Origin of the sequence: Rhodanobacter sp. C05 (genome assembly GCF_002001165.1) — a bacterium.
Taxonomy (GTDB): Bacteria; Pseudomonadota; Gammaproteobacteria; order Xanthomonadales; family Rhodanobacteraceae; genus Rhodanobacter.
Map to the genome: position 1 here is coordinate 1 of NZ_MUNQ01000017.1, position 26482 is coordinate 26482.

The following is a 26482-nucleotide window of genomic DNA, read 5'->3' on the forward strand; positions in this document are numbered from 1 at the left end:
CCCCGCATAGCATTGACACGCACGACGCAACAAACAGGACAACACGGTAACCAGCAGCGGCCCGAAAGCTCAGGGCAAAAGCATCATGCGTCTGGGCTTGATCGGAAGTCTCTTACGGAGTAGTTAGGCTTGCGCCTGTGCAACACACCCCCAGCCATCGTACTCGACGCCGAATAGCTGTGCGAGACAAGCAAAAAAGCCGGATACACATAAAACTACGGGTTGCTCAACGGGCATGTTGATGGTGACGAGAATGGACGCAGGCTCTTGAAGGACGGCCTTGCCATAGCCGTGATCGTTAATGAAAGACGCGACGAGATCAGCCTTTTCTGCATCGGTTGCCACCAGAAGAAAATCTACGTTACGGAATACGGAAAAGCGATCACCGTTGCGATCAAGCGACCGAAGTACGTCCGTGTCAGCTGCGGCAGTTTCCATCAACGTAGTGACAAGTTTCATGAGCAGGCCTAACGCTGGAGTTAAGCGGCGGCGTAGCCGTACGCCTTGAACGAAATGTTAGGCAGCCCTAACGCTCGACATCATGCCAGCGCTCAATGTGACAATTCTTGGCGTCAGGCTTGCAGACTTTTATTGAAATTTTCTGGATTTTCTCGATACATACATCTTGCAGCGAACCCAGAACCTCTTTTTCAAGCGGGCAAACTTGGAAGTCGGCAAATGCCACATAAACTCGATCTTCCTGCAGTTTTCTTCCCAGCGCTACGACTTCTGAATTTCCAGACTCCACGGGATCCGGCACTACACCAAGCAGTCGTTGCGTGCCGACAGGCCATATACGCCATTCGGGATTTCCAAAATAGCGCCCGATGCGTCCATGTACCGCAAAGCAGGAGCCTGCTACTACGGCGTTGCCACGACATTGCTTCAGGTCACCAGCGCTGGTCTGCGCAAGTGGGCATGCCAGAAGAAATGCCACAAGTAGTACTTTTCGAATGCTCAATTGCATGACGGCCTAACGCTAGAGTTAAGCGGCGGCGTAGCCGTCCGCCTTGAACGAAATGTTAGAGCGCAAACTCGCCGTCGTACGTTGCTGGACGGACGACTTGGTAGCGCTCGGTTTTGCCTTGGAATTTGACGATGACGGCTTCTTCCAAGACGCCACGCAACTTGAGAAATGCCTCTACTCGCTCAAGGACCGAAGCCCACGAGCTTTGGACGTGGATGAAGATGTTGAACTTACCTTGCCCGATGTCATGACCGTCCACGAAACCGTCGTTGCATTGAGAGAATGCTTGAAACAACGTCTCCTCGACATGGAAGAGACGATCAAGATCGCTTGACGCGTCCGTTTTGAACTGCACGATTACCTTATTGGCCATCATTGCGCTCTAACGCTTGAGTTAAGCGGCGGCGCAGCCGTCCGCCTTGAACGAGATGTTAGCTTTCGCGCCAGATCTGGATAACGTGGCGCGGAGCAAACACGACTTTTAGTCCTGCTTTGAACTCATTGGTGCAGCCGGCATCATTGTCCAGAGTGCCGACGTAGAACGTTCCGACCCGGCCGCCAACTATTACCCACATGCGCTCTGTATGTTCAGACTCTTCGCCGTTCGCGTCACTTAGTGCGATGCGGAACATGAGCTTGACGATTTGACCAGGTTGCAGCGAATTTCTCTCTACGGCAGGAGGAATTTCGAAGGTAGTAGGAGCCTCTGCATGACGAGCTTCGCCATCCTCCAATTCCCATCCGTCAGTTTTTAGTTCGGCAAGGCTCATAGAAGCTAACGCTGGAGTTAAGCGGCGGCGTAGCCGTCCGCCTTGAACGAAATGTTAGACCGCATGCGCGCGGTGCCATGCTTGCGAGTCTTTGACGAACTGACCCTTGAACGCGTCGTCCACGAACGCGCGTGCAGGAACGATTAGAGCATTGCCCGTAGTGCTGGTGATTACCACAGAGTCTCTTGCTTCTTGAACCGATGCAATCTCCGCCCAGCGTCGTGAGCCAGATTTGTTGCCAATTTTGGTTGACCAGCCATCCGGCCCGACAAGAAGAGTGCGTTCTTTGCTCTTGAACATGACTTGCGGCCACAGAGCAAAGAAGAGCGTTACAGCTGGCAAAGCACCAAAGAAGTACAGCACGTAGGAGCGGATTGCAGGAGGAACACCAAGTATGTCGGGCAGCACAAACGCGAGTACAGCGGCGACAAGCAGATGCACGCGCCAAAGACGCGCTCTCCAAGCGTCCCAGTAAAAGCGCCAGACTTCGGATCGAGATGAGCGATAGCTAAGGGAGTAGTTCATGCGGTCTAACGCTTAGTAGACCCCAAAAGTGAGGTGTTGCGCCGAGTATGCAGTTCCGTTCCTGATCGTTCAAGCGGCGAACTCCTACATTAAATCATGCGCTTGCACTGCAGCTTCATCGTGGCTATGGCTGCAGGATGTCGGTGTTATCAGACACTTTTGAGGGTGTATGAGTTACGCAGGCGAAAGTGCGGGTGTAACGGAGGCGAAAACGCCGCGGCTGCTGGATCAGGTGCGTGCGCGGTTGCGCCTGAAGCATTACAGCCTGCGTACTGAGCAGGCGTATGTTGGCTGGATCAGGCGGTTCATTCTGTCCAACGACAAACGGCATCCGCGTGACATGGGCGCTGCCGAGGTGGAGGGTTTTCTCAGCACGTTGGCGACGCAGGGGCGGGTGGCGGCAGGTACCCAGAATCAGGCGCTTTCGGCGTTGCTGTTTCTGTATCGGGAAGTGTTGTCGATCGAATTGCCATGGATGGAGACGATCGTGCGGGCCAAGCGCCCGCAACGGGTGCCGGTTGTGCTTTCGCGCGACGAGGTGACCCGGTTGCTGGCGATGATGGATGGTTGCTTCGCGTTGATGGCGTCGTTGCTGTACGGGTCGGGCATGCGCCTGATGGAGTGCGTGCGTCTGCGCATCAAGGATGTGGATTTCGGACTCAACCAGATTTGTGTTCGGGACGGCAAGGGCGGCAAGGATCGGCATGTGCCGTTGCCGCAGCGATTGCGCGCGGCGCTGGCCGCCCAGATCGAACGGACGCACCTGATCCATCAGCAGGATCTGGCTGCCGGCCATGGCGCGGTGTGGTTGCCGCATGCGTTGGCGCGCAAGTATCCGTCGGCGCCGCGCGAACCGGGTTGGCAATATGTGTTTCCCTCGGGCCAGCTTTCGCGTGACCCGCGTGGCGGCGAGTTGCGCCGTCATCACCTCGACGAGGCGGGGCTGCAACGCGCGGTGCGCGCGGCGCGGCTCAGGGGCGGCATCGTCAAGCCAGCCACTTGCCATACCCTGCGACACTCCTTTGCCACCCACTTGCTGGAGGCTGGGCAGGACATCCGTACGATCCAGGAACTGCTTGGCCACAAGGATGTGGCCACCACGCAGATCTACACGCATGTGCTCAATCGCGGCGGGCACGGTGTGCTGAGTCCGCTGGATCGTTGAGGCTCAACCCGCGTTGCCGGCTGTAGGAGCGCGCCCTGTGCGCGAATGCTCTGTAGTGATCTTGCAAAAAAGCATTGGCGCACAGGGTGCGCCCCTGCATATGTCGTCAGCCCGGTCGACGTGCACCGAGCAGGATCAGCACTTCCTGCGCGCTGCGGATGCGTTCGGTGGCGCCGGGCAGGTCGAGAGTGATCTTCAGCTTGTCCTGGCCATCCAGTTTGTACACGCGCGGCAGTTGCTGGATCAACTTGATGATCAGCATCGGATCGACGTCGGGCTTTTCACGGAACACGATGCGCCCGCCGTTGGCGCCGAAGTCGAGTTTTCGGATGCCGAGCGGGGTAGCCATCAGTTTCAGGCTGGCCACGGCGAACAATTGCTTGGTGCTGTCCGGCAGCAGGCCAAATCGATCGATCATCTCCACCTGCAGGTCGCGCAGGTCGTCCTCGCTGCGCGCGCTGGCGATGCGTTTGTACAAGGTCAGGCGCGCATGCACGTCGCCGAGGTAATCGTCGGGAATCAACGCGGGCAGGTGCAGTTCGACTTCGGTTTCGTGTTCGCTGCTGAGGTCGAAGTCGGGGATCTTGCCGGACTTCAGCGCACGCACTGCGCGGTCCAGCAGTTCGGTGTAGAGACCGAAGCCGATCTCCTGGATCTGGCCGGACTGTTCGTCGCCGAGCAGTTCGCCGGCGCCGCGGATTTCCAGGTCGTGCGTGGCGAGGGTGAAACCGGCACCGAGTTCTTCCAGCGAGGCGAGTGCTTCCAGCCGCTTCTGCGCATCGGCGGTGATCGACTTGCGGTCGGGCACCACGAGATAGGCATACGCACGGTGATGCGAGCGGCCGACGCGGCCGCGCAGCTGGTGCAGCTGTGCCAGGCCGAAACGGTCGGCGCGGTTGATGATGATGGTGTTGGCGCTGGGGATGTCGATGCCGGTTTCGATGATCGTGGTGCACACCAGCACGTTGAAGCGCTGGCGGTGGAAGTCGGCCATCACGCCTTCCAGTTCGCGTTCGGGCATCTGACCGTGGGCGATGCGGATGCGCGCCTCGGGTACCAGTTCTTCAAGTTCACGTACGGTACGATCGATGCTCTGCACCTCATTGTGCAGGAAATACACCTGGCCGCCGCGCGACAGCTCGCGTTGCAATGCCTCGCGGATCGTCGCCGGGTCCCATGCCGAGATGAAAGTACGCACGGCCGAACGATGTGCCGGCGGTGTGGCAATCAGTGAGAGATCGCGCAGGCCGGCCATCGCCATGTTCAAGGTGCGCGGAATCGGCGTGGCGGTCATCGTCAGCAGATCCACCTCGGCGCGCAGCTTCTTCAGCTGCTCCTTCTGGCGCACGCCGAAGCGCTGTTCCTCGTCGACGATCACCAGTCCGAGATTCTTGAACTTGATATCCGGCTGCAGCAGCTTGTGCGTGCCCACGATCACATCGATCTGACCATCGGCGAGGCGCTTCAATGCCTCGTTCACTTCCTTGGTGGACTTGAAGCGGGACAGCACGTCGACGCGCACCGGCCAGTCGGCGAAGCGGTCGGCGAAGTTGCGGTAGTGCTGCTGGGCGAGCAGGGTGGTCGGCACCAGCACGGCGACCTGTTTGCCGGCGGTGGCGGTGGCGAAGGCGGCGCGCAAGGCGACTTCGGTCTTGCCGAAGCCGACGTCGCCGCAGATCACTCGGTCCATCGCGCGCGCTGCAGCCAGATCGGCGAGTACGGCTTCGATTGCGGTTTCCTGGTCGGGGGTTTCCTCGAACGGGAACGTGCTGCCGAATTCCTCCACCAGCTGGCGGTCGATCGGCATCGACTCGCCGCCGCGGGCTTCGCGTTGCGCGTAGATCGCCAGCAGTTCGGCGGCGACGTCGCGTACCTTCTCGGCTGCTTTCTTCCGCGCGCGTTCCCATGCATCGCCACCCAACGAATGCAGTGGCGCGAGTTCCGGCGCGGTACCCGAGTAGCGGCTGACCAGGCCGAGCTGCGCCACGGGCACGTAAAGCTTGTCGCCCTTGGCGTATTCGATGGTGAGGAATTCGCCATCCATGCCGCCGACGTCCATCGAGACGAGGCCCTGGTAGCGGCCCACGCCGTGATCGACATGCACGATCGGGGCGCCGAGGGTGAGCTCGGTGAGATCGCGGATGATCGCTTCCGGATCGCGCGCGGTGCCGCGGCGACGCTTGCGGTCGCGCTCGCTGCGCACGCGCTCGCCGTACAGCTCGCGCTCGGTGAGCACGGTGATCGCGGGTTTGGTGAGCGCGAAGCCCTGTTCCAGGCTGGCGATGGTGATGGCGAACTTTACTGATTCGTCGCTGCTCTTCTGCTCGTCATTCCAGCGAAGGCTGGAATCCAGTGCCTGCAACGGCGAAGTCACTGGATCCCGGCTTTCGCCGGGATGACGGCCGAGAAAGGCTTGCCAGCCCTCTACGTTCTGCGGTTTCAATCCGGCGCCGGCCAGCGTCTCATTCAGCGCCTCGCGCCGTCCCGCCGAATCCGCTGCGATCAGCACGCGGCCCGGATAGCTGGCGAGGAAATGTCGCAGCGACGTGCCCGGCTCCTCGCCCTTGCGGTTGAGCGGTAGCTCCGGTGCAGGCTGCGTGCCGCTGTCGACGACATGTTCGTGACCGCTGTCGGCCACTTCCACGCGCAGCCGCTTGTTGAGCTGCTCGCGCAATTGTTCCGGCGGCAGGTACAGCTCGGCCGGCGGCAGCACCGGGCGTTCGATGTCGTGCGCGCGCTGGTCGTAGCGCTCGGCGGTCTGCGTCCAGAACTGGTCGGCGGCATCGCCCGCGCCTTCGCCGAGCACGAACAGCGCGTCGTCGGCGAGGTAGTCGAACAGCGTGGCGGTCTCGCGGAAGAACAGCGGCAGGTAGTACTCGATGCCGCCGGGCGTCACGCCTTCCTTCATGTCCTGATACAGCGGGCAACGGCGCACGTCGATCGGGAAGCGTTCGCGCAGGTTGCCGCGGAACTCCTTCGCCGCTTCTTCGGTGAGCGGGAACTCGCGTGCAGGCAACAGCTCGATCTTCTCCACCTGGTGCTGCGAGCGCTGGGTTTCCGGATCGAAGCTGCGGATCGATTCGACCTCGTCGTCGAACAGTTCGATGCGATACGGCTCGGCGGTGCCCATCGGGAAGATGTCGAGCAGGGCGCCGCGCACCGCGAAATCGCCGGGCTCGGCCACCTGCGGCACGTTGCGATAGCCGGAGGCCTCGAGTCGGCGTTGCTCGCTGACCAGGTCGAGTTTCTGGCGTTTGGCCAGTACCAGTCCGGAGCCGGTGATGTGCGCGCGCGGTGCGATGCGCTGCATCAGCGTGGCCACCGGTACCACCAGCACGCCGCGCTTCACGCTCGGCAGCTGGTACAGCGTGGCGATGCGCTGCGAGACGATCTCCGGATGCGGGCTGAAAACGTCGTAGGGCAGGGTTTCCCAGTCGGGGAAATGCAGCACCGGCAGACCACCGGCGAAGATCTTCAGCTCGGCTTCCAGCGCCTGCGCACGCTGGGTGTCGCGGGTTACCGCCACCAGCAGGCCGTCGTGTGTGCGTGTCGCCTCCGCGATCAGCAGCGCCCGCGCGGAGCCGTGGGGGGGCGTCCAGTAGCGGCGTTGCTTGGGGGTGCTGGGAAGTGGTGGATGCTTGATCAGGCTGGACATAGGGGGACGCAAGTTCAAGGCGCCGCCATCGAGCCGCGCCGGGGAAAGCGGGCAAGTGTAACGCGATGCGCTGCTGCTCCCTCTCTATCGCGCAGAGGTGTCGAAGAACACCATAACTTCGTCATTCCGGCGAACCCCACAAAAGGGGGCAACGGTCGGAATCCATCTTGATTCTCGTGAAGTCCGGGATGACCAGCTGCGCTGTTGAAAAACTTCTCCGGCCCTTGCCCCCTTTTGTGGGGTTCGCCGAAATGACGGCAGAAAGACTAGCCGTTCGAGCTTTTCGGCAGGGCGAAGTGTCAAATCAGAGCTTCAGCGTGATTTGCGCCGTACCCGGCTCATCCGGGATCAGGCGCTGGCTGAAGCCAAGCTCCTTGCACAGCTCCAGCATCGGCCGGTTTTCCAGCAGCACGTAGCCCCACAGTTCGGCGAGGCCGCGGCGGCGGCAATCATCGACCAGCCGCTGCATCAGCAGCGCACCGAGGCCGATGCGGGTCCAGTCCTGCTCCACCAGCACCGAGAACTCGGCGCTGTCGATGGCCTCGTCGACGAAGATGCGGCCGACGCCGCGCATCTCGGCTGGCGTCACCGTCTCGTCCATCAGTACGAAGGCGGTTTCCAGCGTCGGGTCGATGCGGCACAACCGCTGCGCCATCGGCGCCGGCAGTTCGGACATCGCGTGCAGGAAGCGGCGGCGGATGTCCTCCGGCGACAGCCGGGTGAAGCAGCGCTGCATCGCCGCCACGTCGCCGGGTTCGATGGCACGCAGCACCAGTTCACGGCCGTCGTGGGTACGCACCGTTTCACCCGCACTTGATGGCGCCACGCATGGACGGGCGAAGCGTTCGCGGCTGCGCGGCGGCAGGGGCGCAAATCGGTTGGGGGCAACAAAGTCGATGGCAGGGATCATGGCAGCTCCATACTTTTGCGTATTGTGTGCAACGCAACATGAATTTGCAATGACGGGCGGTGGTCGTGGATACATGGGCCACCCAGCTTGGTGCCGGTAGTGAGCACCATCATGCTGCGGCACCGCATACAGTCTTTGCGCAGACAGGTTTTGGCTGTGAGTTGCACAATGTGCACCGGATTCCAGTGGAGCAGCGGCATGACCAGCAAGCGGGCTAGTGGCCTCACACCCCTTCAACTGGAGGCCTTGTGCGGCAAGTGGCCTGGCGTAACACGCGACATCAAATGGGGTGCGGATCTGGTGTTCAGCGTCGGCGGCAAGATGTTCGTGGTGACGCCGTCGGATGGCAGCGAGGGCGGCCGGCTCTCGTTCAAGGTGGCCGACGAGCGCTTCCTGGAGCTGACCGATCAGCCGGGCATCATCCCGGCGCCGTACATGGCACGCGCACACTGGATTTCAGTCATCGAACCACAACGCTACAGCACCGGCGAACTGGAGTTGTTCGTCCGCGACGCATACACCCTGGTACGCGCCAGGCTGACGAAGAAACTGCAGGCGCAGCTGGGCGAGTCACCGACCTTGAAGGCAAAAAAATGAAGCAGCATCTCGGCGCATTGGCGCTGCTGGTCGCCGACTACGACGAGGCAATCGCCTGGTACACCCGCGCGCTAGGCTTTGAGCTGATCGAGGACACCGACATGGGCGGCGGCAAGCGCTGGGTGCTGCTGGCACCGCCCGGTTCCAGCGAAACCCGCCTGTTGCTGGCCAAGGCGAAGGGTGACGAACAGGTTTCGCGCATCGGCAACCAGACCGGTGGCCGTGTCTTCCTGTTGCTCAACACCGACGATTTCCAGCGCGACTGGCAGCACATGCGTGCCGAAGGCGTGCACTTCCGCGAGGAGCCGCGTTACGAGGCCTACGGCACAGTGGCGGTGTTCGATGACCTCTACGGCAATGGCTGGGACCTGCTGGAATTGAAGCGCTGACGCGCTACCAGGTCAGATCGTCCGGCACCTGGAACTGCCGGTAGTACTCGTCGTCCTCGCCATTATCGCTACCGGCCTCCGTGCGGCCGTGATCAAGCACGATCATCTCGGCATGGCGGGCATACACCTTGTCGGCCGCGATGCGGGGCAGCAGCTCGTAACCCTGGTCGTGGCGCACGATCACCAGCGTGCCGCTGGCCAGCTGCGCACGCAATGCCTCGTTGACCAGTACATCCCGGATCGTGTCGCCGTCGGTGAATCGATAGGCAATCTCGCCCTCGCGCTTCACCTTGTGATCCATGACGATCTGCCGAACTTGCGCGTGCGCTTCGTTGGCACGTGCCTGCGCATTGCGCTCCGCCGCTAGTACCCGATCGCGTTCGGCCTTCTCGGCCTGAAGCCGCTTTACTTCCATCTGCTCGGCACTAGGTGGCGCGGGCGTCTTGCCCTTGTGATTCTTCGCCTGTTCGCGCACCACTTGAGCGGCCTTGGCCTTGTTGACCAGACCGGCCTTGAGCAGTTGTTCTTGCAGGGGATTGCGCATGGGGATGACTATGGTTTGTCTTGAGTAACGAACGGGGATTGTAGCGCGGGCATCCGCGCCCATCTGCCGGACGGAGGGTCAGGCGGGAGCCATTCCCATCCGGCATTCAATCCGCATTGTCCGGCTCGAAAAAGCTCCACATCACGTCGCTGAACTCCGCCTTCATCGCTGACTCGACGGTGTTGATCGCGTCTATCAGTTCGCGATCGCTGGCCACCGGCTGCATGCGTGCCTTCACCGCGACCATCACGTCGGGGCCCATCTGCAGGGTGATCAGGTTCAGTACCTCGGCGACTTCCGTGCGAGCGTTGAGGAAGGCGAGCAGTTCGGCGCGGCGACGGGGTTCGACGCCTTGGCCGATCAGCAGTGCCTTGACCTCGATGGCCACCAGCACGGCCACGACAAGCAACAGGACACCAATGGCGATGGTGCCGATCGCATCGAACATCAGGTTGCCGGTGAGCATGGTCAGGCCGATCGCCAGCGTGGCCAGGCACAGGCCGATCAGGGCGGCCAGGTCTTCGCCGAAGATCACCAGCAGTTCGCTGGAGCGTGTTCCGCGGAACCACGTCCACAGGTTCTGCGTGCCGCGTGCCTTGTTGACCTCCTGCATGCAACCGCGCATCGAGAAACTTTCGGCGACGATGCCGAACACCAGCACGCCGAGCGCCAGCCACGGCCACTTCAGCGGCTCGGGATTCGTGAGTTTGTGGATGCCCTCGTAGACCGAGAACATGCCGCCGACACTGAACAGCAGGATCGCCACGAGGAAGGACCAGAAATACAGTGCGCGGCCCCAGCCCAGCGGATATTCGTCCGAGGCTGGCCGTCTGGCCTGGCGCATGCCGAGCAGCAGCAGGCCCTGGTTGCCGCAGTCGGCGAGCGAGTGCACCGCTTCGGCCATCATCGCGCCGGAGCCGGTGATGACGGCCGCAAACAGCTTGGTGACGAAGATCGCGAAATTGGCGCCGAGCGCGAGCAGGATCGCTTTCAGCGAATTGGCGTGACCGGACATGCGGTGTCGATCCTTGTGAGGTGATCACGCAGTCTAGCGGTGTCGCAGAATTTTGCGGGAAGACTCAGCGGATGCCGACGCCCACGCCAACGCCGAAGTGGATGTTGTTGCGGCCCTTTTCCATTTCCGCAGGTGTCCAGACGTGCGATTGCGCCGCAATCACCAGCGGAAACACGTAGCTGGCCTCACCGACCTTGCCGGCACGACTGCCGTTGAGCTTGCCGCTGACCGTCATCAACGCGCCCGGCGGATAGCTGAGCGGTTCCACGTAACCGGGCATCACTGCGATGAAGCGGCCATTGCCACTGTCATTCGCCTTCGGCCGCTGGGAGGAGTCCAGCGGATAGGCCAGCAACTCGACCTCGCTGTGGTCGGCAAAATTCTGTACCTGCACGATGCGGCCGCCCCAGATCACTTCATTGCCGGCGAAATGCTCGGGAGACTGGGCCACCTGGGACGGCACAGCGACGACGGCGTTCGGCACGTTCTGGTAGATCGGCGCCGGTGCGCAGGCGGCCAGGGCCAGCGCGAGCAACGGGGCGGCTAGGTGGCGGGCAGCGACGGACATGGTCAAAACTCCAGTGGACGACTGAGCGAGAACGGTCTGCATGAAAGGGATGATGGATGGTTGTCTACGCTACAACAAGCTGCGTGGGCGAGTTGTGTAGCGATGCCGGAAGCGGAATGTATAGAAACTGGACGATCTGCATTTTTGCCGTCATTCCAGCGAAGGCCGGAATCGCTGTTGATCTTGCGAGAGGCAAAGTGAGCGACCAGGTTTGCTGTCGATAAAGCGATTCCGGCCTTCGCCGGAATGACGAAATTGGGAGGGCTTTCGTATAGCTACTAGCTACCGTCAACGCTTGCGCGCGGGACCGCCGCGCAACGGTGGTCGTGCTGCCGCCAGTCGCGATGGCGGCAACGGGCTCGGCGCGGGTGGCTCCGCGCCTTCCTGCAGCAGCCAGTCCAGCTTCCATTCGGCTGGACGATCCTGCGACAGCAGGCTGGCCAGTGCACGCAGCGGTTCGCGCAGCACATCGTCGAGGTTCCACGGTGCGTTGAGGATCACCATGCCGGAGCCGTTGAGGCGCAGCGGTGAATCATCCGGATGCACCAGAAGTTCGGCGCGCAGCACGCGTTTTGCGCTGCTGCGCTGCAGGCCGCGCAGGAAGGGCTGCACCTGGCTGCGCAGCTTGATCGGATACCACACGGCGTAGACGCCGGTGGGCCAGCGCTGCAGTGCTTCCTTCAGGGTCTTCTCGATCTGTCTGTACTCGGCTTCCTGCGCTTCGTACGGAGGGTCGATCAGTACCAGGCCGCGCTTTTCCTTCGGCGGCACGAGTGCCTTCAACGCCTCGTAACCATCGCGCTGGTGCACATGCATGCGCGGGTCGCGATGCAGCAGTTCGCGCAGTTTGGCGGCTTCATCCGCATGCAGTTCGCACAGCTGCGCGCTGTCGTCCGGGCGCAGCAGGCGGGCGACCTGCAGTGGCGAGCCGGGGTAGTGTTTCAGGCCCTGTTCGTTGCCTTCGCCGGAGAGGATCAGGCTGCGCCAGCGTTGCAGCAGTGGCGGTACCTTCTCGGCCGGATGCAGGCGCGTGATGCCGTCCTTGTGCTCGCCGGTCTTCTTTGCCTCGAAACCGTCCAGTGCGTAGCGGCCGCTGCCGGCATGTGTGTCGATGTAGCAGAACGGCGTCGGCTTGGCCTGCATCGCCTCGATCAGCGCGAGCAGCACGGTGTGCTTCAGGACATCGGCGAAGTTGCCGGCGTGGTAGGCGTGGCGGTAATTCATGGCGGTCACGGCGGGCAGGGTGGCCAAGTATAGACGGGCAGGTGTGCGGTTCCCGTCGTGAGGCTTCGATCACCGGGCGCGAAGCCTGATGGATGCAGGTCCAGAGTTGAGGCAGGACAGCGCAGCGCCTAAGCTGCACCGATGCACCATACGCTTCGCCACCTCGCACGCTTGCCGCACCTTCGGGTAATGGCATGGCTGGCGTGGCTGATGCTTGCGGTGGCGCCGGTGCATGCGGCGCCAGGCGGGATGAAGGGCATCGTGCCTGCTGTCGATCACGGCATGCATCTGGCGCAGATGTCCGATCAGATGCATCACACCGTGCCGGCCAAGGCCGAGTGTTGCGACGGTCAGGACCATGCCGGTCACGGCACGACGAATACCTGTCACTGTGCAGCGACGTGCGGCACGGCGTTGCCGGTCATGGCCATGGCAGCGCTTTTCCCGGTGGCACCGACGGCGATGCCTGTTCCACCAGGCTTGGTGGTCGCGCCCAAGCTCATGCATGCACCACCTCTGCGACCTCCACTGGTCGTGCTCCCCAAGCTGACCTGACCTGTCGCGCTTCACTGCGCGACGCTGGCCATGACCGACTCCGGCCACGCCGGAGCACGCTATGTGGAGCTGCACCATGAAACCTGTTTATCCCTCGGCAGACGCACAGCCGAGCTACTCCCGTCGTCGTTTCGTGCAGGGCCTGGCGCTGGGCGGCGCCTTTGCCGGCATCGGACTATGGCGCTCGTCGCCGGTCTGGGCACTGACCAGCGCGGGCCAGCCGATCGTGCCGGGCGGCACCGATTTTTCACTCGATGTGATCGAGGCGCCGGTGAACTACACCGGAGTGGCTCGGCTCGCCACCACGGTGAACGGCAGCGTGCCGGGACCGGTGCTGCGCATGCGCCAGGGCTCGACCGTCACCCTGCGCGTCACCAACCGGTTGCGCGTGCCTACCTCGATCCACTGGCACGGCATCGTGCTGCCGTTCCAGATGGATGGCGTGCCGGGGATCAGTTTTCCCGGCATCGCGCCGGGTGAGACCTTCGTCTACCGGTTCACGCTGCGCCAGTCCGGCACCTACTGGTATCACTCGCACTCGGGCTTCCAGGAGCAGACCGGACTCTACGGCGCGCTGGTGGTCGAGCCGGACGGCCCCGAGCGCCATCCCGCCGATCGCGACTACGTGGTGATGCTCAACGACTGGACCGATGAAAACCCCGAGCATGTCTACGCGAAGCTGAAGAAGCAGAGCGACTACTACAACCGGGCCCAGCCCACCGTCGGCGATTTCATGCGCGACGTGCATCGCGAGGGACTCGCGCCGGCGCTGGCACGGCGGCGCATGTGGAATGCGATGCGCATGAATCCGACCGACCTGAGCGACGTGTCGGGCAGTACCTATACCTATCTGATGAACGGCACCACGCCGGCCGGCAACTGGACCGGGATATTTCGCGCCGGCGAGAAGATCCGCCTGCGCTTCATCAATGGTTCGGCCGCGACGATTTTCGACGTGCGCATTCCGGGTCTGAAGATGACTGTGGTCAGTGCCGATGGCCAGGACGTGGAACCGGTGGCGATCGACGAATTCCGCATCGCGGTCGCCGAGACCTATGACGTCATCGTGGAGCCGCAGGACGAGCGTGCCTACACGCTGTTCGCGCAGTCGATCGACCGCAGCGGCTATGCACGCGGCACGCTGGCGTCGCGGCCAGGCATGGAGGCTGAGGTGCCTGCGATGGATGCACGCGTCTGGCTTGGCATGCAGGACATGATGGGTGATATGGGTGGCGCACATGCGTCGCATGACATGGCCGGCATGGATCAAGGTGATATGGCAGGCATGGACATGGGCGCGGCACCGGCGGTGCGCCATGCGCGCACGGAAGTGGGGCCTGCTGTCGACATGCGCGTGAACACACCGCGCACGAACCTCGACGACCCCGGCGTCGGTCTGCGCGACAACGGCCGGCGTGTGCTGACCTACGCCGACCTGCACACGATCGGCGGCCCGATCGATACGCGCGAACCCGGCCGCGAGATCGAACTGCACCTCACCGGCAGCATGGAACGCTACATGTGGTCGTTCGATGGGGTGAAGTTCTCCGATGCCAAACCCTTGCATTTCAACACCGGCGAACGGCTGCGCATCGTGCTGGTCAACGACACCATGATGAATCACCCGATCCACCTGCATGGCATGTGGAGCGAGCTGGAGGATGCCGACGGTGAATTCCAGGTGCGCAAGCACACCATCAACGTGCAGCCGGCGCAGCGCATCAGTTACGCGGTGACTGCCAATGCGCCTGGGCGCTGGGCATATCACTGCCACATGCTCTACCACATGGAGGCGGGCATGATGCGCGAGGTGGTGGTGTCATGAGCATGCGCAGACAGACATCCACTTCGCTTCGCTGGCGTCGCCTTCTGCTGGCAGCCAGCCTGTCACTGGCATGGCCGCTGGCCGCGATCGCGCAAAGTAGTGCCGATATGCCAGCGAATCCGCCTATGCCGATGGACCAGATGGCCATACCAGGCATGAGCCACGACACGAAGCCGGAGGCGAAGCACGACGCGATGCCGGCGACGAAACCTGCCGCGAAGCCGGGCATGAATCACGGCAGCAGCACCTCAACAAAAGATACGCGCAGCCCGGATTATTCCGATGGCACCGCCCGAGGCAGCATGCCGGGCATGGACATGCTCGACCATCAGCCGCTGGGCATGCTGAAGATCGACCAGCTCGAGTTCACCGACGGCCGTTACACCAACGGCCAGGCGTGGGACGTGGAGGGCTGGTACGGCTACGACAGCGACAAGCTGTGGCTGCGCAGCGAGGGCGATGCCGAACATGGCCGCATCGAGGAGGGCCAGGTCGAGGCGTTGTGGAGTCATGCAGTCGCTGCGTTCTGGAACATCCAGTTCGGCGTGCGACAGGACGTGGGTGAGGGTCTGCATCGCCAGTGGGCTGCATTCGGGATACAGGGGCTGGCGCCGTACTGGTTCGAGCTGGAAGCGACCGGCTACCTTGGGCCATCAGGCCGCACCGCCGCACGCTTCCGCGCGGAATACGAGTTGCTGTTCACGCAGCGGCTGATCCTGCAGCCGGAGTTCGAGCTCAATCTCTACGGCAGCGACGATCCGGCCAACCGTGTCGGCAGCGGCCTCTCAGATACCCAGTTGGGCCTGCGCCTGCGCTACGAAGTCAGTCGGCAGTTCGCGCCCTACATCGGCATCGTGTGGATACATCGCCATGGCGCGACAGCTGATTACGCATGGCTGGATGGTCAGCCGTCGATGGATCGGCAGTGGGTGGCTGGCCTGCGCATCTGGTTCTAAGGACAGTCCATGAAACACTTCACGACTATCATCACAACTACCGCAGCCCTGATTGTCATCGGTATGGTCGGAATCGGCGCGTTCGTCTACTCCGGCATCTACAACATCGGCGCCGACGATCATCACACGCGGCCGGTCTATGCGCTGATGCAGACGCTGCGCGAGCGCTCGATCGCGTGGCACGCCAAGGATCTCACAGTGCCGAACCTCGACGATCCGCAATTGATTCTCAAGGGTGCAGGCCAATACGCGGCGATGTGCACCGGTTGCCATCGGGCACCAGGCATGGCCGATTCCGAAATTCGGCCAGGGCTGTATCCGCAACCACCCGAACTGTCGAAGTTCAAATCCGGTCCGCGCGAAGCGTTCTGGGTGATCAAGCACGGCATCAAGATGAGCGCTATGCCGGCATGGGGCTCCAGTCACGACGACGCCACCATCTGGAGCATGGTGGCGTTCCTGCAGAAGTTGCCCGATCTCTCGCCGACGCAGTACAAGGACATTGTGGCCAGGGCGCCGCCGGACGAAGATATGGATGAAGCCAGCGACCACGGCGATGCAGGTGCGCATGGTGCGGCGGACATGCAAGACATGCAGATGTCCGCCAAACCGGTAGTCAAGGATTCCACTCGCGATGCCACCACCGATGACAGGCACACGCGGCACGGCCACTGAAATGATCTTGCAGAGTACGTTGACCTGTCCGCATTGCGGCCATCAGGTCACCGAGACGATGCCGACCGACGCCTGCCAGTTCTTTTACGACTGCACGGGGTGTGGCGAAATGCTGCGACCCAAATCCGGTGACTGTTGCGTGTTCTGCTCCTACGGCAACGCGCCGTGTCCGCCGGTACAGTTGCAGACATCTTGCTGCGGTCATTGATCCGGCAGGAGCCCGGTGCCGCTGGCGGCCAGGAGCAGCGGCACCGGGCCGAAACTCGTGCTGTCGATCCTGCGCAGTTACCTGGGATGGTCTGAATAACTCGTCATCCCGGCGAAGGCTGGGATCCAGCGCCACTGCAAGTCACTGAAGACGCTGGATTCCAGCTTTCGCTGGAATGACGGACCAAAACTTATTCAGACCATTCCTAAGTGCAGGTCCGCTCAATAGGCGACGGTGATGCGCTGGCGCAGGGCGTCGTGCTTTTCGATGCGATCGAGCAGGGCGACCGCGTAATCGGGAACGGTGATGCGGCTGACGCCGTTGGCGTCGACCAGCAACTGGTCGCCGTCGATGCGATACTTGCCGCTGCGCTCGCCGTCCTCGATCAGGGCGGCCGGGCTGATATAGGTCCAGTCCACGTCGGCGTAGCTGGCACGGAACATGTCGAGCGCCTTGCTCTGTGCCATCGCTTCCGGTTTCCAGGCTTCAGGGAAATGCGGATCGTCGATAACCTTGACGCCCGGCGCCACTTCCAGCGAGCCGGCGCCACCGACCCACAACAGGCGCTTCACGCCTGCCTTCGGCAGGTTGTCCAGCAACACGCCGGCATTCGCAGGCACGCTGTCGGGGTTGCTGTCGCGACGCGCGGACAGGCTGGCTACCACAGCATCAGCACCGCGCACGGCATCGAGCCAGCTTGCCGGCTGGGCGACATCGCCGGTGACGACCTTCAGCTTGTCGTTGCGCTGGGTGAGGCGGCTCGGGTCGCGCACTACGGCGACGACGTCATAACCGCGCGACAGCGCTTCATGGAGGATGCCCTGGCCGAGATGGCCGGTGGCGCCGAACAGTGCGATTTTCATGGGTGGCTCCGGTAGGTGCCGCGCAGTGGATCGTCGGCGGCGATGAGGGCAAAGCATGCGCGCCATGATTGGTTTGATAAACCGCCCGATGCATAATTCACTGTAAACCTATAGTTGACAGTGGTGAGCCTGTGGCCAACGAAGTCAATCTCAACCGGCTGGCCGTGTTCGTGGCGCTGGTGCGCGCCGGCTCGTTCACCGCGGCGGCCGAGCAGCTGGGACTGACCAAGGCGATGGTCAGCCAGCATCTGGCCCGGCTGGAACAGGAGCTGGGCACCACGATGCTGCTGCGCAGTACCCGACGCATGTCGTTGACCGAGGCGGGCACGGTCTTCCATGCCGATTGCGTACGCCTGCTCGCCGATGCCGAGGTGGCGATCGCGCGGGTGGGCGGCAATCGCGATACACCCAGTGGCACCTTGCGCCTCACCACCTCGACCGACTACGGCATGGCGGTGGTGGCGCCGGCACTGGCGAGTTTCTGCCAGCTGCATCCACAGGTGCTGGTCGATCTGGTGATCGGCGACCGGATCAACGACCTGATAGCCGAGCGCTTCGACCTGGCGATACGCGTGGGCTGGCTGCGTGACTCGAGCCTGCATGCCGTCCGTCTGGGCAGTTTCCGTCAGATGGTGGTGGCTACACCCGCGTATCTGGCTGCCCACGGTACGCCGCGTCGTCCGGAACAACTGGCGATGCATGGCTGGATCGCGATGTCGGTGCTGGCGACGCCACTGCGCTGGACCTTCGTCAGCAGTGGTGGCAGCCGGCGCACGGTGCGCATGAAGCCGGTGGCCCAGGCCAACAACGCGGCAGCGGTGCGTGCGATGGTGCTGGCCGGTGCCGGCGTGGCGGTGCTGCCGGATTACCTGGCCGAAGAAGACATCCGCGCCGGCCGGCTGGTGGTGTTGCTGGCGCAGTATCGGTTGCCCGAAGGCGGCATCCACGCGGTTTATCCGGGGCGGCAGCCACCGGCAAAAGTGCGCAGCTTCATCGACCATCTGCGCGGACGACTCGCCGGCGCGTAAGTCATCCGGCAACAGTCAGTCGACGATGCTGTGGCTTTCGGTGGTGCCGAGCAGTTCGGGCTGCTTCGTGCCGCGCTGCCGACGATTCAGCAGCGGATGCACGAATACTGCCGCGAGAATCACCGCCACACCAGCGTAGAACCAGCGGTCCAGTTCGTGCTGCTCGCCCAGCAGCACGATCGCCAGCACGATCGCGTAGACCGGCTCAAGATTTGTCACCATCTGCGTACCGAACGCGCTCATGTGGCGCAGTGCCACCAGCGCCAGCGTGAACGGCAACAAGGTGCAGCCGAATGAGAGCGCGAGCAGCAGCAGTGCATCGTGCATGTCAGGCAACACGAAAGCTGGGTCGGCATGCGGAAGCAGCGGCGCCAGCGCGGTGAGGAAGATCGTGCCGGTGCCCAGCTCGATGCAGGTGACCGTGAGCGGATCGCCGTGTTCGACCAGCCGCTTGTTGAGCGAGCCGAACAGCGCCACGAACAGCGCCGACAGCACGCCTACCGCGATGCCCAGGCGCATGTCATGTGGCACGCCGCCGACCACCATCATCACACCCGGCACCACGGCTACACCGATCATCAGTTCGCGCGGATCGAATTTGCGTTTGGCGATCCACGGTTCGATGAAGGCGAGGAACACCGGTCCTAGCGCGATGCAGGTGGCACCGACCGAGGCGTTCGACAGCTTGATCGCCGCATAGAAGCTCAGCCAATGAAGTGACACCAGCACGCCGATACCCGCGTACGCCCAGATCAGTCGGGCCGGCATCGCGCGCAATCCGCGCCAGACCTTCGGCATCAATAGCAACGCAGTAACCACCAGAAGCATGCGCCACCACACCAGCGGCAACGCCGGCAGCGTAATCAGCTTGCCGAGGATCGCAGTGAAGCCCCACAGCAACACGCAGAAATGAATCTGCAAACGGGCCTGGTTGACGGGTTGCATGGGGAGTTCGCGCGGAGGAGTGCCAGCATTCTAGCGCCGGCATCCGCGCGCAGTGCACTGCGATGCAGCTACTTGCTGCCTGCCGGTGCCTTGTTCGACGGCATCATCCGGCCGGAGCTGCGCAACTGCTGCAGCACGATGCGGCAGGTGTTGTCGTTGCCGGTGTCGTGGCTGGGCGCGACCAGGGCGAGCAGCGCAGCGGCCGGAGCGGCGAATACACCGAGTGCAATGGCGCCGGCACCGCGGATCAGCAATGGCCCCTTCTGCACGCCGACGTCGGGATTCTTCAGCATGCCTTTGACATAAAGCGGCGAGCGCAACGAGAAGATGCGCAGTCCCTTGGTATGGGGCGTGACCTCGAGGTTGAGCTGTTCGCTGGCCATGTTGGCAGTGCCACTGACATTGATGGTCGCGTCTTCCGTATCGAACACGAACAAGCGAGCATCGAACGAGCCGTCGGTGGCGACCAGATCCGAAGCGGCGCAGTTGATCCTCACGGTCTTGTCGCCGAACAGTTTTCCGATGACGATGTTGCCGACGTTGAGGCCGGCGGTTTCCAGCAAAGTCTTGCTGATCGCGCCGTCGTTCATCAGCAGCTTCAGTTCGCCGTTGGCATGCGCCAGGAGTGCAGCCACCGAGTTGCCGCGCACACCGAGATCCGCGTCGCCATTGATCTCGCCGAAGCTGGTCTGCATCGGTGCGAATTCCGGGAACAGCTGCTTGAGCTTGAGATGACGCGCGGCCAGTTTCAGCGTGCCCTGCATGGGTGAGTTGCCGCCATCCAGGCGGATATGACTGCTGATGGTGCCGCTGGCCAGCCCGAAGTTCAGTGGGTCCAGCTGCAGCAAGCCATCGCTCATGATCAGATGGGTGCTCAACGATTCGATCGGGAGACTCGGCCCGTGCACGATGCGCGCGGCGCTGAATTGCACGTCCGCATCCATTGCCTGCCAGCGATCGGTGCGGAAGGGCTCGACGGGCAGCACCTTGTCGGAAGGCTGGGCGGTGGCGTCGCCACGTTGCTGTTTTTCAGCGTTGGAGTCGGCCCCGATCAGCGGTGCCAGATCGGCAAATTGCAGCAGTTGCGATTTTACCGTGCCGCTCAACTTGGGCCGCGCGCTGCCCGTGGTGTAATCGAGATCGCCAGCCAGGTCGCTGCCACCGACGCGTCCGCGGAAATGTTGATAGCTGAAATGACTGCCGTTGCGATGGAGCTCGGCGGTGAGGCGCCCTTCGGTGGCATATGGCGGAGTGTCCGGCAAGGTGACGCCGATGATCGGATACAGCTTGGCCATGCTGGAGCCGGTGAACCACAGTTTGAGATCGAGTGCGGCCAGATGCGCCGGATCGGTCAGCGTACCGACCAGGGCGATATGGCTGTCGCCGATATGCAGCTTGGCCTGCACCGGAAACGGTTGGCCGTTCTGCTGCAAGGCCAGCACCGCACCGATCCGGCCGCTGCCGCTGGCTGGCACACCCTGATACGTGCCATCGGCCTTCCACGCGAACTGGTAGCTCGTCTTGCTGGCGGCATGGTTTTCGCTGTCCGTATCGTTATTTCCGGCGTTGGTCACCGCCTTGCCTGCGGCCGTGCCGGCCGTCTTGCCGGCCTGCGCACGTGCATCAGCCGATTCCTGCGCCACGATCTGGTCGTAGGGGATCGCCTGCTGCAACGGTTCGACGCTGAGCTGGAGCTTCACCCGGCTGGCGGCATCGTCCAGTGCGATCTGGCCGCGATCGAAACCGATCGCGCCAAGGTCGAGCGCCCACGCCGACGGTGCACCACTTTGCGGCGGGCTGAAGTCCCACGTGGCCTGTCCTTGCTTGTTGCGTTCGAGATCGATGCTCGGCTGTACCAGCTGCACTGACGGAATGCTGATGTGATGGACGAGCAGCCCCAGTGGCGACAAACGAAAACGCAGGCCATCCAGATGCGCGAACTGCGGCTGATTTGCCCAGGACGGATTGGCAATCTGGATATCGCGCGCGGTGAATTCGGGCCATGGCAACAATGCAGCCAGTCCGCCCTCGGCCGGTTCGCGTTGCCACGCCACACTCAGATCGCCATTGATCGCGAACGGGCGACCGATGGCGTGGCTGACTTTCTCGTTGAGGTAGGGCTTGAGACGGTTCCAGTCGAAAGTGGCGATGACGATGACCACCACGACGATCAATACCAGCAGTGCACCCACGATCCGGCTCAATACCTTGCGGCTGCGTTTCATCGGTTGTTTCCCGCGCGACGCCCTGCAACAGCGAGCTCTGGCTCCCACTGATAGCGCAGCCAATGACAAGGTTATGTGTGGAAGCCCGCGAAAGACTCAGCAGGGATTCATGTCAACGGCATTACGTCGCAACGCGGTTGCGCTGGCGTCGACCGATGCGATACACCGCAGTCGGTGGCAGATTGAACAACACGCTGCCGATGCGCACCGCCTCGAGATCCAGCCGTTGCAGCAGACGACGTGGCAACGGGCAGCGCGGGCCATAGGTGAACTGGTAGAACGCTCCGTCCGCATGCAGTTGCCGCTCGAACACGCCCTGGATAACCGCCGCGACCTGGCTTGCTGGCATCGACAGCAAGGGCAGTCCGCTGATCACTGCGGCAAACGCAGTGGCATCGCTGCCGGCCTGCAGATCGCCGAGGGCTTGTCTAAACCGGGTTTTCCCGGCTCTAATCAGGAAGCCGCGCTGGGCGGGAATCGGGGGATTCATGCAGGACAGGGAAACGGTGCGCGGCCACTTCCGCGTACGCCGCGTGTGGCTATGGCTGGGCATGCTGTTACTGCTGGTGGGGGCGCCGTCGTACGGCAAGAGCTACCAGCATGGTGGGTATCACTTCGACGTTGCGCCGGCGCCTGCCTGGGTCCAAGTGCGCAAGGTGGCCGATCGCTGGCCGACGGACGCGCCTGGTGCCAACGGGGAGCGCTGGCGTTTCTGGCTGATGGACACCCAGATCGATCGGCGCCATGGCCATCGCGATGTCTATGTCGACAGGGTCTACGAGCCGGTCAGCCAAGAGATGGTGCGCGAAGCCGGCAAGTTCGCGATCAATTTCAATCCCGATTTCGAGACGCTCACCCTGCACCGGGTCGAGTTGCGCCGGGACGGCGTGTGGCAACAGCGCCTGAATCCGGACACGGTGACCCTGGCGCGGCGTGAAAGCAGCTTCGACAGCAGCGACATGGCCACCGGTGAGGTCAGCGCGCTGATCGTGCTGGACGATGTGCGTGCCGGCGATGTGGTGAGAATCAGCTACACGATCAGCGGCTCCAATCCGATCCTGGGCGGCATGGAGGCCGAGCAATTCTTCTCCGACTGGTTCGAGCCGATTCTGGAGCGCCATGCACGGGTCTGGTGGGACGCAGGTTTGCCGCTGGACGTGCGCACCTCGAAGGGATTGGCTCCACCGACCGTAGTCAACCAGGGCGACAGCGAGTCGGTATCGCTGGACCTGGCGAAGCTTCCGGCGGTCTATAACGAGGGTTCTTACCCCCGCTGGTACTCGCCCACAGGTAGTCTCAATGTTTCGGTCAAGCGCAGCTGGAGCGATGTGGCGGCATGGGCGCGCAAGCTTTATCCGACACCCCAGCCGCTGCCGGCCGACCTGCAGCAGCGGATTCGTCAGTGGCAGGCTTTGCCTGACGTGGATCAGCGGATTGCCGCGGCCTTGCGCAGCGTACAGGAGGAGGTGCGTTACTTCGGTGTCGAGCTGGGCGAGAACTCGCACCGCCCGGCCGAGCCCGCCGAAACCTGGACGCGTCGTTACGGTGATTGCAAGGACAAGGCGCGCCTGCTCGCCACGATCCTTCGTGCGATGGGCATCGAAGCCTATCCGGCAATGGTCTCTGCCGCCGAGAGTCGTGGCGTGCACGACTGGCCGGCCAGTCCGAATGCCTTCGACCACGTGATCGTGCAGGTACGCCTGCCGGATACCGTGCTGTGGCTGGATGCCACCCAGACCCAGCAGCGCGGTCCGGTTCGCAGCCTGTCGCGCGACCTGCTCGGGACCGCGTTGCCGGTATCGCCGGACAGCCACGATCTGGTGGACATCCAGCGCCAGTCGAGCGCGGTCGACCACATCAGCGTCGACGAGCACTATGTGCCCGATCCGCAGGGGCGCGGCGTGCGGCTCGAGCTTCGCAGCGAATTCCGCGGCAGTGTCGCCGAGGGCATGCGGCAGCAGCTGCAGGTCAAGTCCGCCGACGAACTCGCGCGCAGCTATTCCGACTACTACCGTCGTCGCTTCGGCGAGCTGGAGGGTGCCGCACCGGCGATCCACGACAATGCCGATACCGGGGCGCTGGTCATCACCGCGCAATATCACCTTGCCGACCCTTGGGTGGAACACGCTGGCCGTGCCATTGATCTGAACGCCGATGCCATCGGCGGTTTGATGAACCTGCCGCAGGTGGCCAGGCGCAGCGCACCGTACGCGATCGGCGTGCCTGTCGAGGTGGAGCAGACGATACGCTTCGATGTGCCCAGCGGCTGGTCGTCGATCAACCTGCCGGCGTCCCAGCAGCTGGGGGATACGGCGATGAAATTCGAGCACCGCCTCGAGATCGACGGCAACCATGTCGTGCTCGTCAACCATTACAGCGGGCTGACCGAAGACGTGTCTGCAGCCGACTTTCCGGCGCATTTCGAGCTGATGCGCAAGACGCGCGAACAGATCTTCACGCGTCTGAGTTTCCGGGCGCCAGCCGGCGCGGGTGACACGCAGGATCGCGACCAGCGGCTGGACAAGCTGCTGCGCGGCGTGATGGAGCAGGGGGATGCACATGGGAGCTGAGCCAATGTCGCGGAAATGGGTCCGTGCCGCGTTCGCTGCCATGCTGGTCGCACCAGCATGGCAGGCCGGTGCGCTGGAGCGGCCGGTTGCGGCCGCTGCCACGCCGCTTGATACGCCGGTAACGGTGCTGTGGCAGAGAATGTTCGAGCGGCACGACCTGCCGGCATGGCAGGCCGCCAACAAACTGTCGTCCGAGCTGTATGGCAACGGCGAGGCCATCGATGCCGGACTTTGCCGTCAGCGCGATCAGGCGCTGCAGCAGTCCTTGCGGGACGATCCGGTCTCTCTGGTGTTGTGGGACATCGCCTACCGTTGCGCCGCAGCGGTTGGCGACGATGCGCTGGCCGCGCAGCGTGGGCAGGCGATGGCTGCACTGCTGAAGCAGAGCCTGGACGCGCGCCCGCTCGGCGAGGAAAACACGCCGATCCGCATCAGCACCAATTCCGATGCCTTCACGTTGATCCGTCATTCGGGTCAACAACTGCTGTACGTCTACTACGACGTGTTTTCCAACACACCGCCGATGACGTTGCATGCGGCCATGTGGGACGCGAGTGCGCAACGCGAACGCTGGCTGAGCTTCGACGTGAGCGACAGCCTCGCACAACTGTCGGGTGATCCGAAGCTGCGCTACCCGATCGCCCGGCAAAGCTTGGGCCTGCAACTGCTCAAGCTGGCTGCAGCGAAAGAGCCGCAATCGTATTCCGCCAGCGCACTGCGTACTTACCAGCTGCATCTCAAACCGATTGATGCCACCGTGATCAACGGTTACCAGGATGAGTCGCGCCGCGGCAACTACGAGGGTGCCTATGCGCTGGGCTACCTGTGCCTGGCAGGGGCGGGTCACGATTGCGGCAGTCAGGCCGTCGATGCCCTGTTGCTCTGGGCCGAGCACCATTCCGCCCAGGCCATGCTGTTCCTCGCCCGCGCCTATGCCACCGGCAACGGAGTAAAGGCGGATCGGGACGCCGCCATGAAGCTGTTGCTGGCGGCCGATGCGCGGCTGGGTGATGGTCGCGGCCTGCGCTGGTACGCGCAGAACCTGGCCAGCGGCAACGTGGCCAGCTCGATCGATGCGGAGGTCTGGCAGCGTCTGCAGACCCGTGCGGCAGGCGACGACGTGCCGGCACTGTTGCTGGTGATTGCACACCAGTGGCATGAGCACAATAGCTCGACTGATACAGTCCAGCGTGCAGCGCTCGAGCGCGCTGCCCAGGCCGGTTATGGCGATGCCCAGTATTTCTATTCGTTGGTGCTCCGCCAACAGGGGCAAACCGCAGCGGGGCTGGGCTGGCTGCAAAAGGCTGCCCACGCCGGGCTGGCCATGGCCCAGGTGGATCTGGCCAACGCTTACCGGTTCGGACTGGGCGAGCCAAGGGATATGGTGCAGGCGCTCGGCTGGTACGAGCGTGCCGCCACGCAGGGCAATGCCGCGGCGATGAAATACCTCGGCTACTGGCACCAGTACGTCGACACTGCGCCAGATCACCTCGTCGTGGCGGAACGCTGGCTTCAGAGCGCCGTGCTGGTAAAGGACAAGCAGGCGGCGCCGAGTCTGGCGTATCTCTACATAGTCGGTGGCCAGGGGCTGGACGGCACGCCGGCGCAGGGGCTGCAGTACTTGCGCTCGCTTGCCGCCGCCCCGGACGGCGCCGAAGCGCGTCGCTTTCTCGCAGGGCTGCTGACCGACGGCGACCATGTCCCCAAGGATTTCATCGAGGCGCGTTCCCTGTTGACGGGTGATGCCAAAGCTGGAGATGTCAGCTCACAGAGCCGTCTCGGCCTGTTGCTGACCAACGCCAACAATCCGCAGCGCGATCCGGCAGAGGGATTGCGCTGGCTGCGTCAGGCGGCGGCCGGTCACGATGCCGATGCGATGGCCGCACTGGGCAAGGTTTATGCTGACGGTGCCGGTGGGCACAAGGATTTGCCAGGGGCGCTGGCCCTGTGGCGCGAGGCCGCGACGAAGGGCAATTTCGCCGCGATCAACGACCTGGCCTGGTGGTCCTGCACGTCGCGCGATCCGGTGCTGCACAATCCGTCGCTCGGCATGAGCTACGCGCGCTCGATGGAATTGCGTGGCGACCTCGACCCGGCCGGTCGCGATACAGTCGCCGCCTGCTACGCCGCGCAGGGCCAGTTCGATCAGGCTCTGGCGATCGAGCAGCGGGCTCTGACCGACATGACCCGGATTGAAGGTGGACAGTCGCCGAACTTGCAACGATTGCGTGACCATCTTGCGATGTATCGTTTGCGTCAGACGTCTGCCGCGCGGAAGTCGGCGTTGTCACCTCCACCGCCTC

General features: G+C 63.1%; 25 protein-coding genes and 1 pseudogene. 12 read left to right on the forward strand and 14 right to left on the reverse strand.

All coding sequences use genetic code 11. The features are described 5' to 3' along the window. Nucleotides 1-123: 123 nt before the first annotated feature. Both B0E51_RS14425 and B0E51_RS19330 read right to left on the reverse strand, forming a co-directional pair. A complete protein-coding gene (locus tag B0E51_RS14425) occupies nucleotides 124-459 on the reverse strand; it encodes a ribonuclease E inhibitor RraB (RefSeq protein WP_077445574.1) in 336 nt (111 codons plus the stop codon). Nucleotides 460-526: 67 nt separating this feature from the next. Continuing rightward, nucleotides 527-967, reverse strand: a complete 441-nt coding sequence (locus B0E51_RS19330) for a hypothetical protein (protein ID WP_143525938.1) — start codon at nucleotides 965-967, stop codon at nucleotides 527-529. 43 nt (nucleotides 968-1010) lie between these two features. Between B0E51_RS19330 and B0E51_RS19530 the strand changes: the two genes are divergently transcribed. Further along, nucleotides 1011-1301 carry a hypothetical protein gene (locus tag B0E51_RS19530; protein WP_168172642.1) on the forward strand — a complete coding sequence of 97 codons (291 nt, stop codon included), beginning with the start codon at nucleotides 1011-1013 and terminating at the stop codon, nucleotides 1299-1301. Between the two features lie 97 nt (nucleotides 1302-1398). Here the strand turns inward: B0E51_RS19530 and B0E51_RS14435 are convergent, their stop codons facing one another. Beyond that, complete coding sequence (locus tag B0E51_RS14435; protein WP_077445576.1) at nucleotides 1399-1737, reverse strand: hypothetical protein; 339 nt, start codon at nucleotides 1735-1737, stop codon at nucleotides 1399-1401. A gap of 54 nt (nucleotides 1738-1791) precedes the next feature. Continuing rightward, nucleotides 1792-2262, reverse strand: coding sequence for a YcxB family protein (locus tag B0E51_RS14440; RefSeq protein ID WP_139350746.1), 471 nt, complete (start codon nucleotides 2260-2262; stop codon nucleotides 1792-1794). Nucleotides 2263-2431: 169 nt separating this feature from the next. On the opposite strand from B0E51_RS14440, the gene B0E51_RS14445 reads away from it, so the two are divergent. Then, complete coding sequence (locus B0E51_RS14445; RefSeq protein WP_077445577.1) at nucleotides 2432-3427, forward strand: integron integrase; 996 nt, start codon at nucleotides 2432-2434, stop codon at nucleotides 3425-3427. A gap of 106 nt (nucleotides 3428-3533) precedes the next feature. Here the strand turns inward: B0E51_RS14445 and mfd are convergent, their stop codons facing one another. Further along, nucleotides 3534-7082 carry a transcription-repair coupling factor gene (gene mfd / locus B0E51_RS14450; protein WP_077445578.1) on the reverse strand — a complete coding sequence of 1183 codons (3549 nt, stop codon included), beginning with the start codon at nucleotides 7080-7082 and terminating at the stop codon, nucleotides 3534-3536. Nucleotides 7083-7386: 304 nt separating this feature from the next. Further along, on the reverse strand, nucleotides 7387-7992 hold the full coding sequence (locus B0E51_RS14455) for a GNAT family N-acetyltransferase (RefSeq protein WP_077445579.1): 606 nt from the start codon (nucleotides 7990-7992) through the stop codon (nucleotides 7387-7389). A gap of 198 nt (nucleotides 7993-8190) precedes the next feature. On the opposite strand from B0E51_RS14455, the gene B0E51_RS14460 reads away from it, so the two are divergent. Then, nucleotides 8191-8589 carry an MmcQ/YjbR family DNA-binding protein gene (locus B0E51_RS14460; protein ID WP_077445580.1) on the forward strand — a complete coding sequence of 133 codons (399 nt, stop codon included), beginning with the start codon at nucleotides 8191-8193 and terminating at the stop codon, nucleotides 8587-8589. Beyond that, entirely contained in the window at nucleotides 8586-8978 is a 393-nt protein-coding gene (locus B0E51_RS14465; RefSeq protein WP_077445581.1) for a VOC family protein, read from the forward strand. The genes B0E51_RS14460 and B0E51_RS14465 overlap by 4 nt, the downstream gene beginning before the upstream one ends. A 4-nt stretch (nucleotides 8979-8982) precedes the next feature. Here B0E51_RS14465 and B0E51_RS14470 read toward each other — a convergent pair whose 3' ends face one another. From B0E51_RS14470 to rlmJ, 4 genes are all read right to left on the reverse strand, one after another. Next, nucleotides 8983-9522 (reverse strand): DUF2058 domain-containing protein, encoded by a 540-nt coding sequence (locus B0E51_RS14470; RefSeq protein WP_077445582.1) that lies wholly within the window; start codon nucleotides 9520-9522, stop codon nucleotides 8983-8985. 106 nt (nucleotides 9523-9628) lie between these two features. Beyond that, a complete protein-coding gene (locus tag B0E51_RS14475; protein ID WP_077445583.1) occupies nucleotides 9629-10537 on the reverse strand; it encodes a cation diffusion facilitator family transporter in 909 nt (302 codons plus the stop codon). A 64-nt stretch (nucleotides 10538-10601) separates the two neighbouring features. Beyond that, nucleotides 10602-11105: a Slp family lipoprotein gene (locus B0E51_RS14480; protein ID WP_077445593.1), complete on the reverse strand. Its 504-nt coding sequence runs from the start codon at nucleotides 11103-11105 to the stop codon at nucleotides 10602-10604. A 288-nt stretch (nucleotides 11106-11393) separates the two neighbouring features. Then, nucleotides 11394-12329, reverse strand: coding sequence for a 23S rRNA (adenine(2030)-N(6))-methyltransferase RlmJ (gene rlmJ / locus B0E51_RS14485; RefSeq protein WP_077445594.1), 936 nt, complete (start codon nucleotides 12327-12329; stop codon nucleotides 11394-11396). A 141-nt stretch (nucleotides 12330-12470) separates the two neighbouring features. Here rlmJ and B0E51_RS14490 point away from each other — a divergent pair, with 141 nt between their 5' ends. The 5 genes and pseudogenes from B0E51_RS14490 (at nucleotide 12471) to B0E51_RS19780 (ending at nucleotide 16548) form a co-directional block, all read left to right on the forward strand. Beyond that, nucleotides 12471-12884 (forward strand): hypothetical protein, encoded by a 414-nt coding sequence (locus B0E51_RS14490; RefSeq protein ID WP_077445584.1) that lies wholly within the window; start codon nucleotides 12471-12473, stop codon nucleotides 12882-12884. Nucleotides 12885-12960: 76 nt separating this feature from the next. Further along, nucleotides 12961-14709, forward strand: coding sequence for a copper resistance system multicopper oxidase (locus B0E51_RS14495; protein WP_077445595.1), 1749 nt, complete (start codon nucleotides 12961-12963; stop codon nucleotides 14707-14709). Further along, nucleotides 14706-15665, forward strand: coding sequence for a copper resistance protein B (locus B0E51_RS14500; RefSeq protein WP_077445585.1), 960 nt, complete (start codon nucleotides 14706-14708; stop codon nucleotides 15663-15665). Before B0E51_RS14495 ends, B0E51_RS14500 begins: the two co-directional genes overlap by 4 nt. Nucleotides 15666-15728: 63 nt before the next feature. Continuing rightward, nucleotides 15729-16274 (forward strand): annotated as a pseudogene (locus tag B0E51_RS14505) (cytochrome c); the annotation flags it as partial. 37 nt (nucleotides 16275-16311) lie between these two features. Then, nucleotides 16312-16548, forward strand: a complete 237-nt coding sequence (locus B0E51_RS19780; protein WP_254424530.1) for a GDCCVxC domain-containing (seleno)protein — start codon at nucleotides 16312-16314, stop codon at nucleotides 16546-16548. Between the two features lie 221 nt (nucleotides 16549-16769). On the opposite strand, the gene B0E51_RS14515 is transcribed toward B0E51_RS19780, so the two are convergent. Further along, nucleotides 16770-17411, reverse strand: a complete 642-nt coding sequence (locus tag B0E51_RS14515) for an NAD(P)-dependent oxidoreductase (protein ID WP_077445588.1) — start codon at nucleotides 17409-17411, stop codon at nucleotides 16770-16772. 131 nt (nucleotides 17412-17542) lie between these two features. Here B0E51_RS14515 and B0E51_RS14520 point away from each other — a divergent pair, with 131 nt between their 5' ends. Next, nucleotides 17543-18439 carry a LysR family transcriptional regulator gene (locus B0E51_RS14520; protein WP_077445589.1) on the forward strand — a complete coding sequence of 299 codons (897 nt, stop codon included), beginning with the start codon at nucleotides 17543-17545 and terminating at the stop codon, nucleotides 18437-18439. 15 nt (nucleotides 18440-18454) lie between these two features. On the opposite strand, the gene B0E51_RS14525 is transcribed toward B0E51_RS14520, so the two are convergent. The 3 genes from B0E51_RS14525 to B0E51_RS14535 form a co-directional block, all read right to left on the reverse strand. After that, on the reverse strand, nucleotides 18455-19384 hold the full coding sequence (locus tag B0E51_RS14525; RefSeq protein WP_077445590.1) for a DMT family transporter: 930 nt from the start codon (nucleotides 19382-19384) through the stop codon (nucleotides 18455-18457). A gap of 68 nt (nucleotides 19385-19452) precedes the next feature. Beyond that, nucleotides 19453-21609, reverse strand: a complete 2157-nt coding sequence (locus B0E51_RS14530) for an AsmA family protein (protein ID WP_077445591.1) — start codon at nucleotides 21607-21609, stop codon at nucleotides 19453-19455. Nucleotides 21610-21730: 121 nt separating this feature from the next. Beyond that, nucleotides 21731-22099 (reverse strand): hypothetical protein, encoded by a 369-nt coding sequence (locus tag B0E51_RS14535; RefSeq protein WP_254424531.1) that lies wholly within the window; start codon nucleotides 22097-22099, stop codon nucleotides 21731-21733. Here B0E51_RS14535 and B0E51_RS14540 point away from each other — a divergent pair. Continuing rightward, entirely contained in the window at nucleotides 22098-24179 is a 2082-nt protein-coding gene (locus tag B0E51_RS14540; RefSeq protein ID WP_077445592.1) for a DUF3857 and transglutaminase domain-containing protein, read from the forward strand. The two genes, B0E51_RS14535 and B0E51_RS14540, sit on opposite strands and share 2 nt — an antisense overlap. Before the next feature lie 4 nt (nucleotides 24180-24183). Continuing rightward, nucleotides 24184-26482, forward strand: a 2299-nt coding sequence (locus B0E51_RS14545) for a tetratricopeptide repeat protein (RefSeq protein WP_143525939.1), incomplete at its 3' end; no start/stop codon positions are given.

Bases quoted from the DNA above. Each gene is read 5' to 3' on its own strand.
- B0E51_RS14425 (WP_077445574.1), bottom strand. From the start codon at position 459: ATGAAACTTGTCACTACGTTGATGGAAACTGCCGCAGCTGACACGGAC.
- B0E51_RS14465 (WP_077445581.1), top strand. From the start codon at position 8,586: ATGAAGCAGCATCTCGGCGCATTGGCGCTGCTGGTCGCCGACTACGAC.
- B0E51_RS14530 (WP_077445591.1), bottom strand. From the start codon at position 21,609: ATGAAACGCAGCCGCAAGGTATTGAGCCGGATCGTGGGTGCACTGCTG.
- B0E51_RS14470 (WP_077445582.1), bottom strand. From the start codon at position 9,522: ATGCGCAATCCCCTGCAAGAACAACTGCTCAAGGCCGGTCTGGTCAAC.
- B0E51_RS14445 (WP_077445577.1), top strand. From the start codon at position 2,432: ATGAGTTACGCAGGCGAAAGTGCGGGTGTAACGGAGGCGAAAACGCCG.
- B0E51_RS19330 (WP_143525938.1), bottom strand. From the start codon at position 967: ATGCAATTGAGCATTCGAAAAGTACTACTTGTGGCATTTCTTCTGGCA.
- B0E51_RS14525 (WP_077445590.1), bottom strand. From the start codon at position 19,384: ATGCAACCCGTCAACCAGGCCCGTTTGCAGATTCATTTCTGCGTGTTG.
- B0E51_RS14535 (WP_254424531.1), bottom strand. From the start codon at position 22,099: ATGAATCCCCCGATTCCCGCCCAGCGCGGCTTCCTGATTAGAGCCGGG.
- B0E51_RS14500 (WP_077445585.1), top strand. From the start codon at position 14,706: ATGAGCATGCGCAGACAGACATCCACTTCGCTTCGCTGGCGTCGCCTT.
- B0E51_RS14455 (WP_077445579.1), bottom strand. From the start codon at position 7,992: ATGATCCCTGCCATCGACTTTGTTGCCCCCAACCGATTTGCGCCCCTG.
- B0E51_RS14440 (WP_139350746.1), bottom strand. From the start codon at position 2,262: ATGAACTACTCCCTTAGCTATCGCTCATCTCGATCCGAAGTCTGGCGC.
- B0E51_RS14435 (WP_077445576.1), bottom strand. From the start codon at position 1,737: ATGAGCCTTGCCGAACTAAAAACTGACGGATGGGAATTGGAGGATGGC.
- B0E51_RS14475 (WP_077445583.1), bottom strand. From the start codon at position 10,537: ATGTCCGGTCACGCCAATTCGCTGAAAGCGATCCTGCTCGCGCTCGGC.
- rlmJ (WP_077445594.1), bottom strand. From the start codon at position 12,329: ATGAATTACCGCCACGCCTACCACGCCGGCAACTTCGCCGATGTCCTG.
- B0E51_RS14490 (WP_077445584.1), top strand. From the start codon at position 12,471: ATGCACCATACGCTTCGCCACCTCGCACGCTTGCCGCACCTTCGGGTA.
- B0E51_RS14480 (WP_077445593.1), bottom strand. From the start codon at position 11,105: ATGTCCGTCGCTGCCCGCCACCTAGCCGCCCCGTTGCTCGCGCTGGCC.
- B0E51_RS14460 (WP_077445580.1), top strand. From the start codon at position 8,191: ATGACCAGCAAGCGGGCTAGTGGCCTCACACCCCTTCAACTGGAGGCC.
- B0E51_RS14540 (WP_077445592.1), top strand. From the start codon at position 22,098: ATGCAGGACAGGGAAACGGTGCGCGGCCACTTCCGCGTACGCCGCGTG.
- B0E51_RS14495 (WP_077445595.1), top strand. From the start codon at position 12,961: ATGAAACCTGTTTATCCCTCGGCAGACGCACAGCCGAGCTACTCCCGT.
- B0E51_RS14515 (WP_077445588.1), bottom strand. From the start codon at position 17,411: ATGAAAATCGCACTGTTCGGCGCCACCGGCCATCTCGGCCAGGGCATC.
- B0E51_RS19780 (WP_254424530.1), top strand. From the start codon at position 16,312: ATGACAGGCACACGCGGCACGGCCACTGAAATGATCTTGCAGAGTACG.
- mfd (WP_077445578.1), bottom strand. From the start codon at position 7,082: ATGTCCAGCCTGATCAAGCATCCACCACTTCCCAGCACCCCCAAGCAA.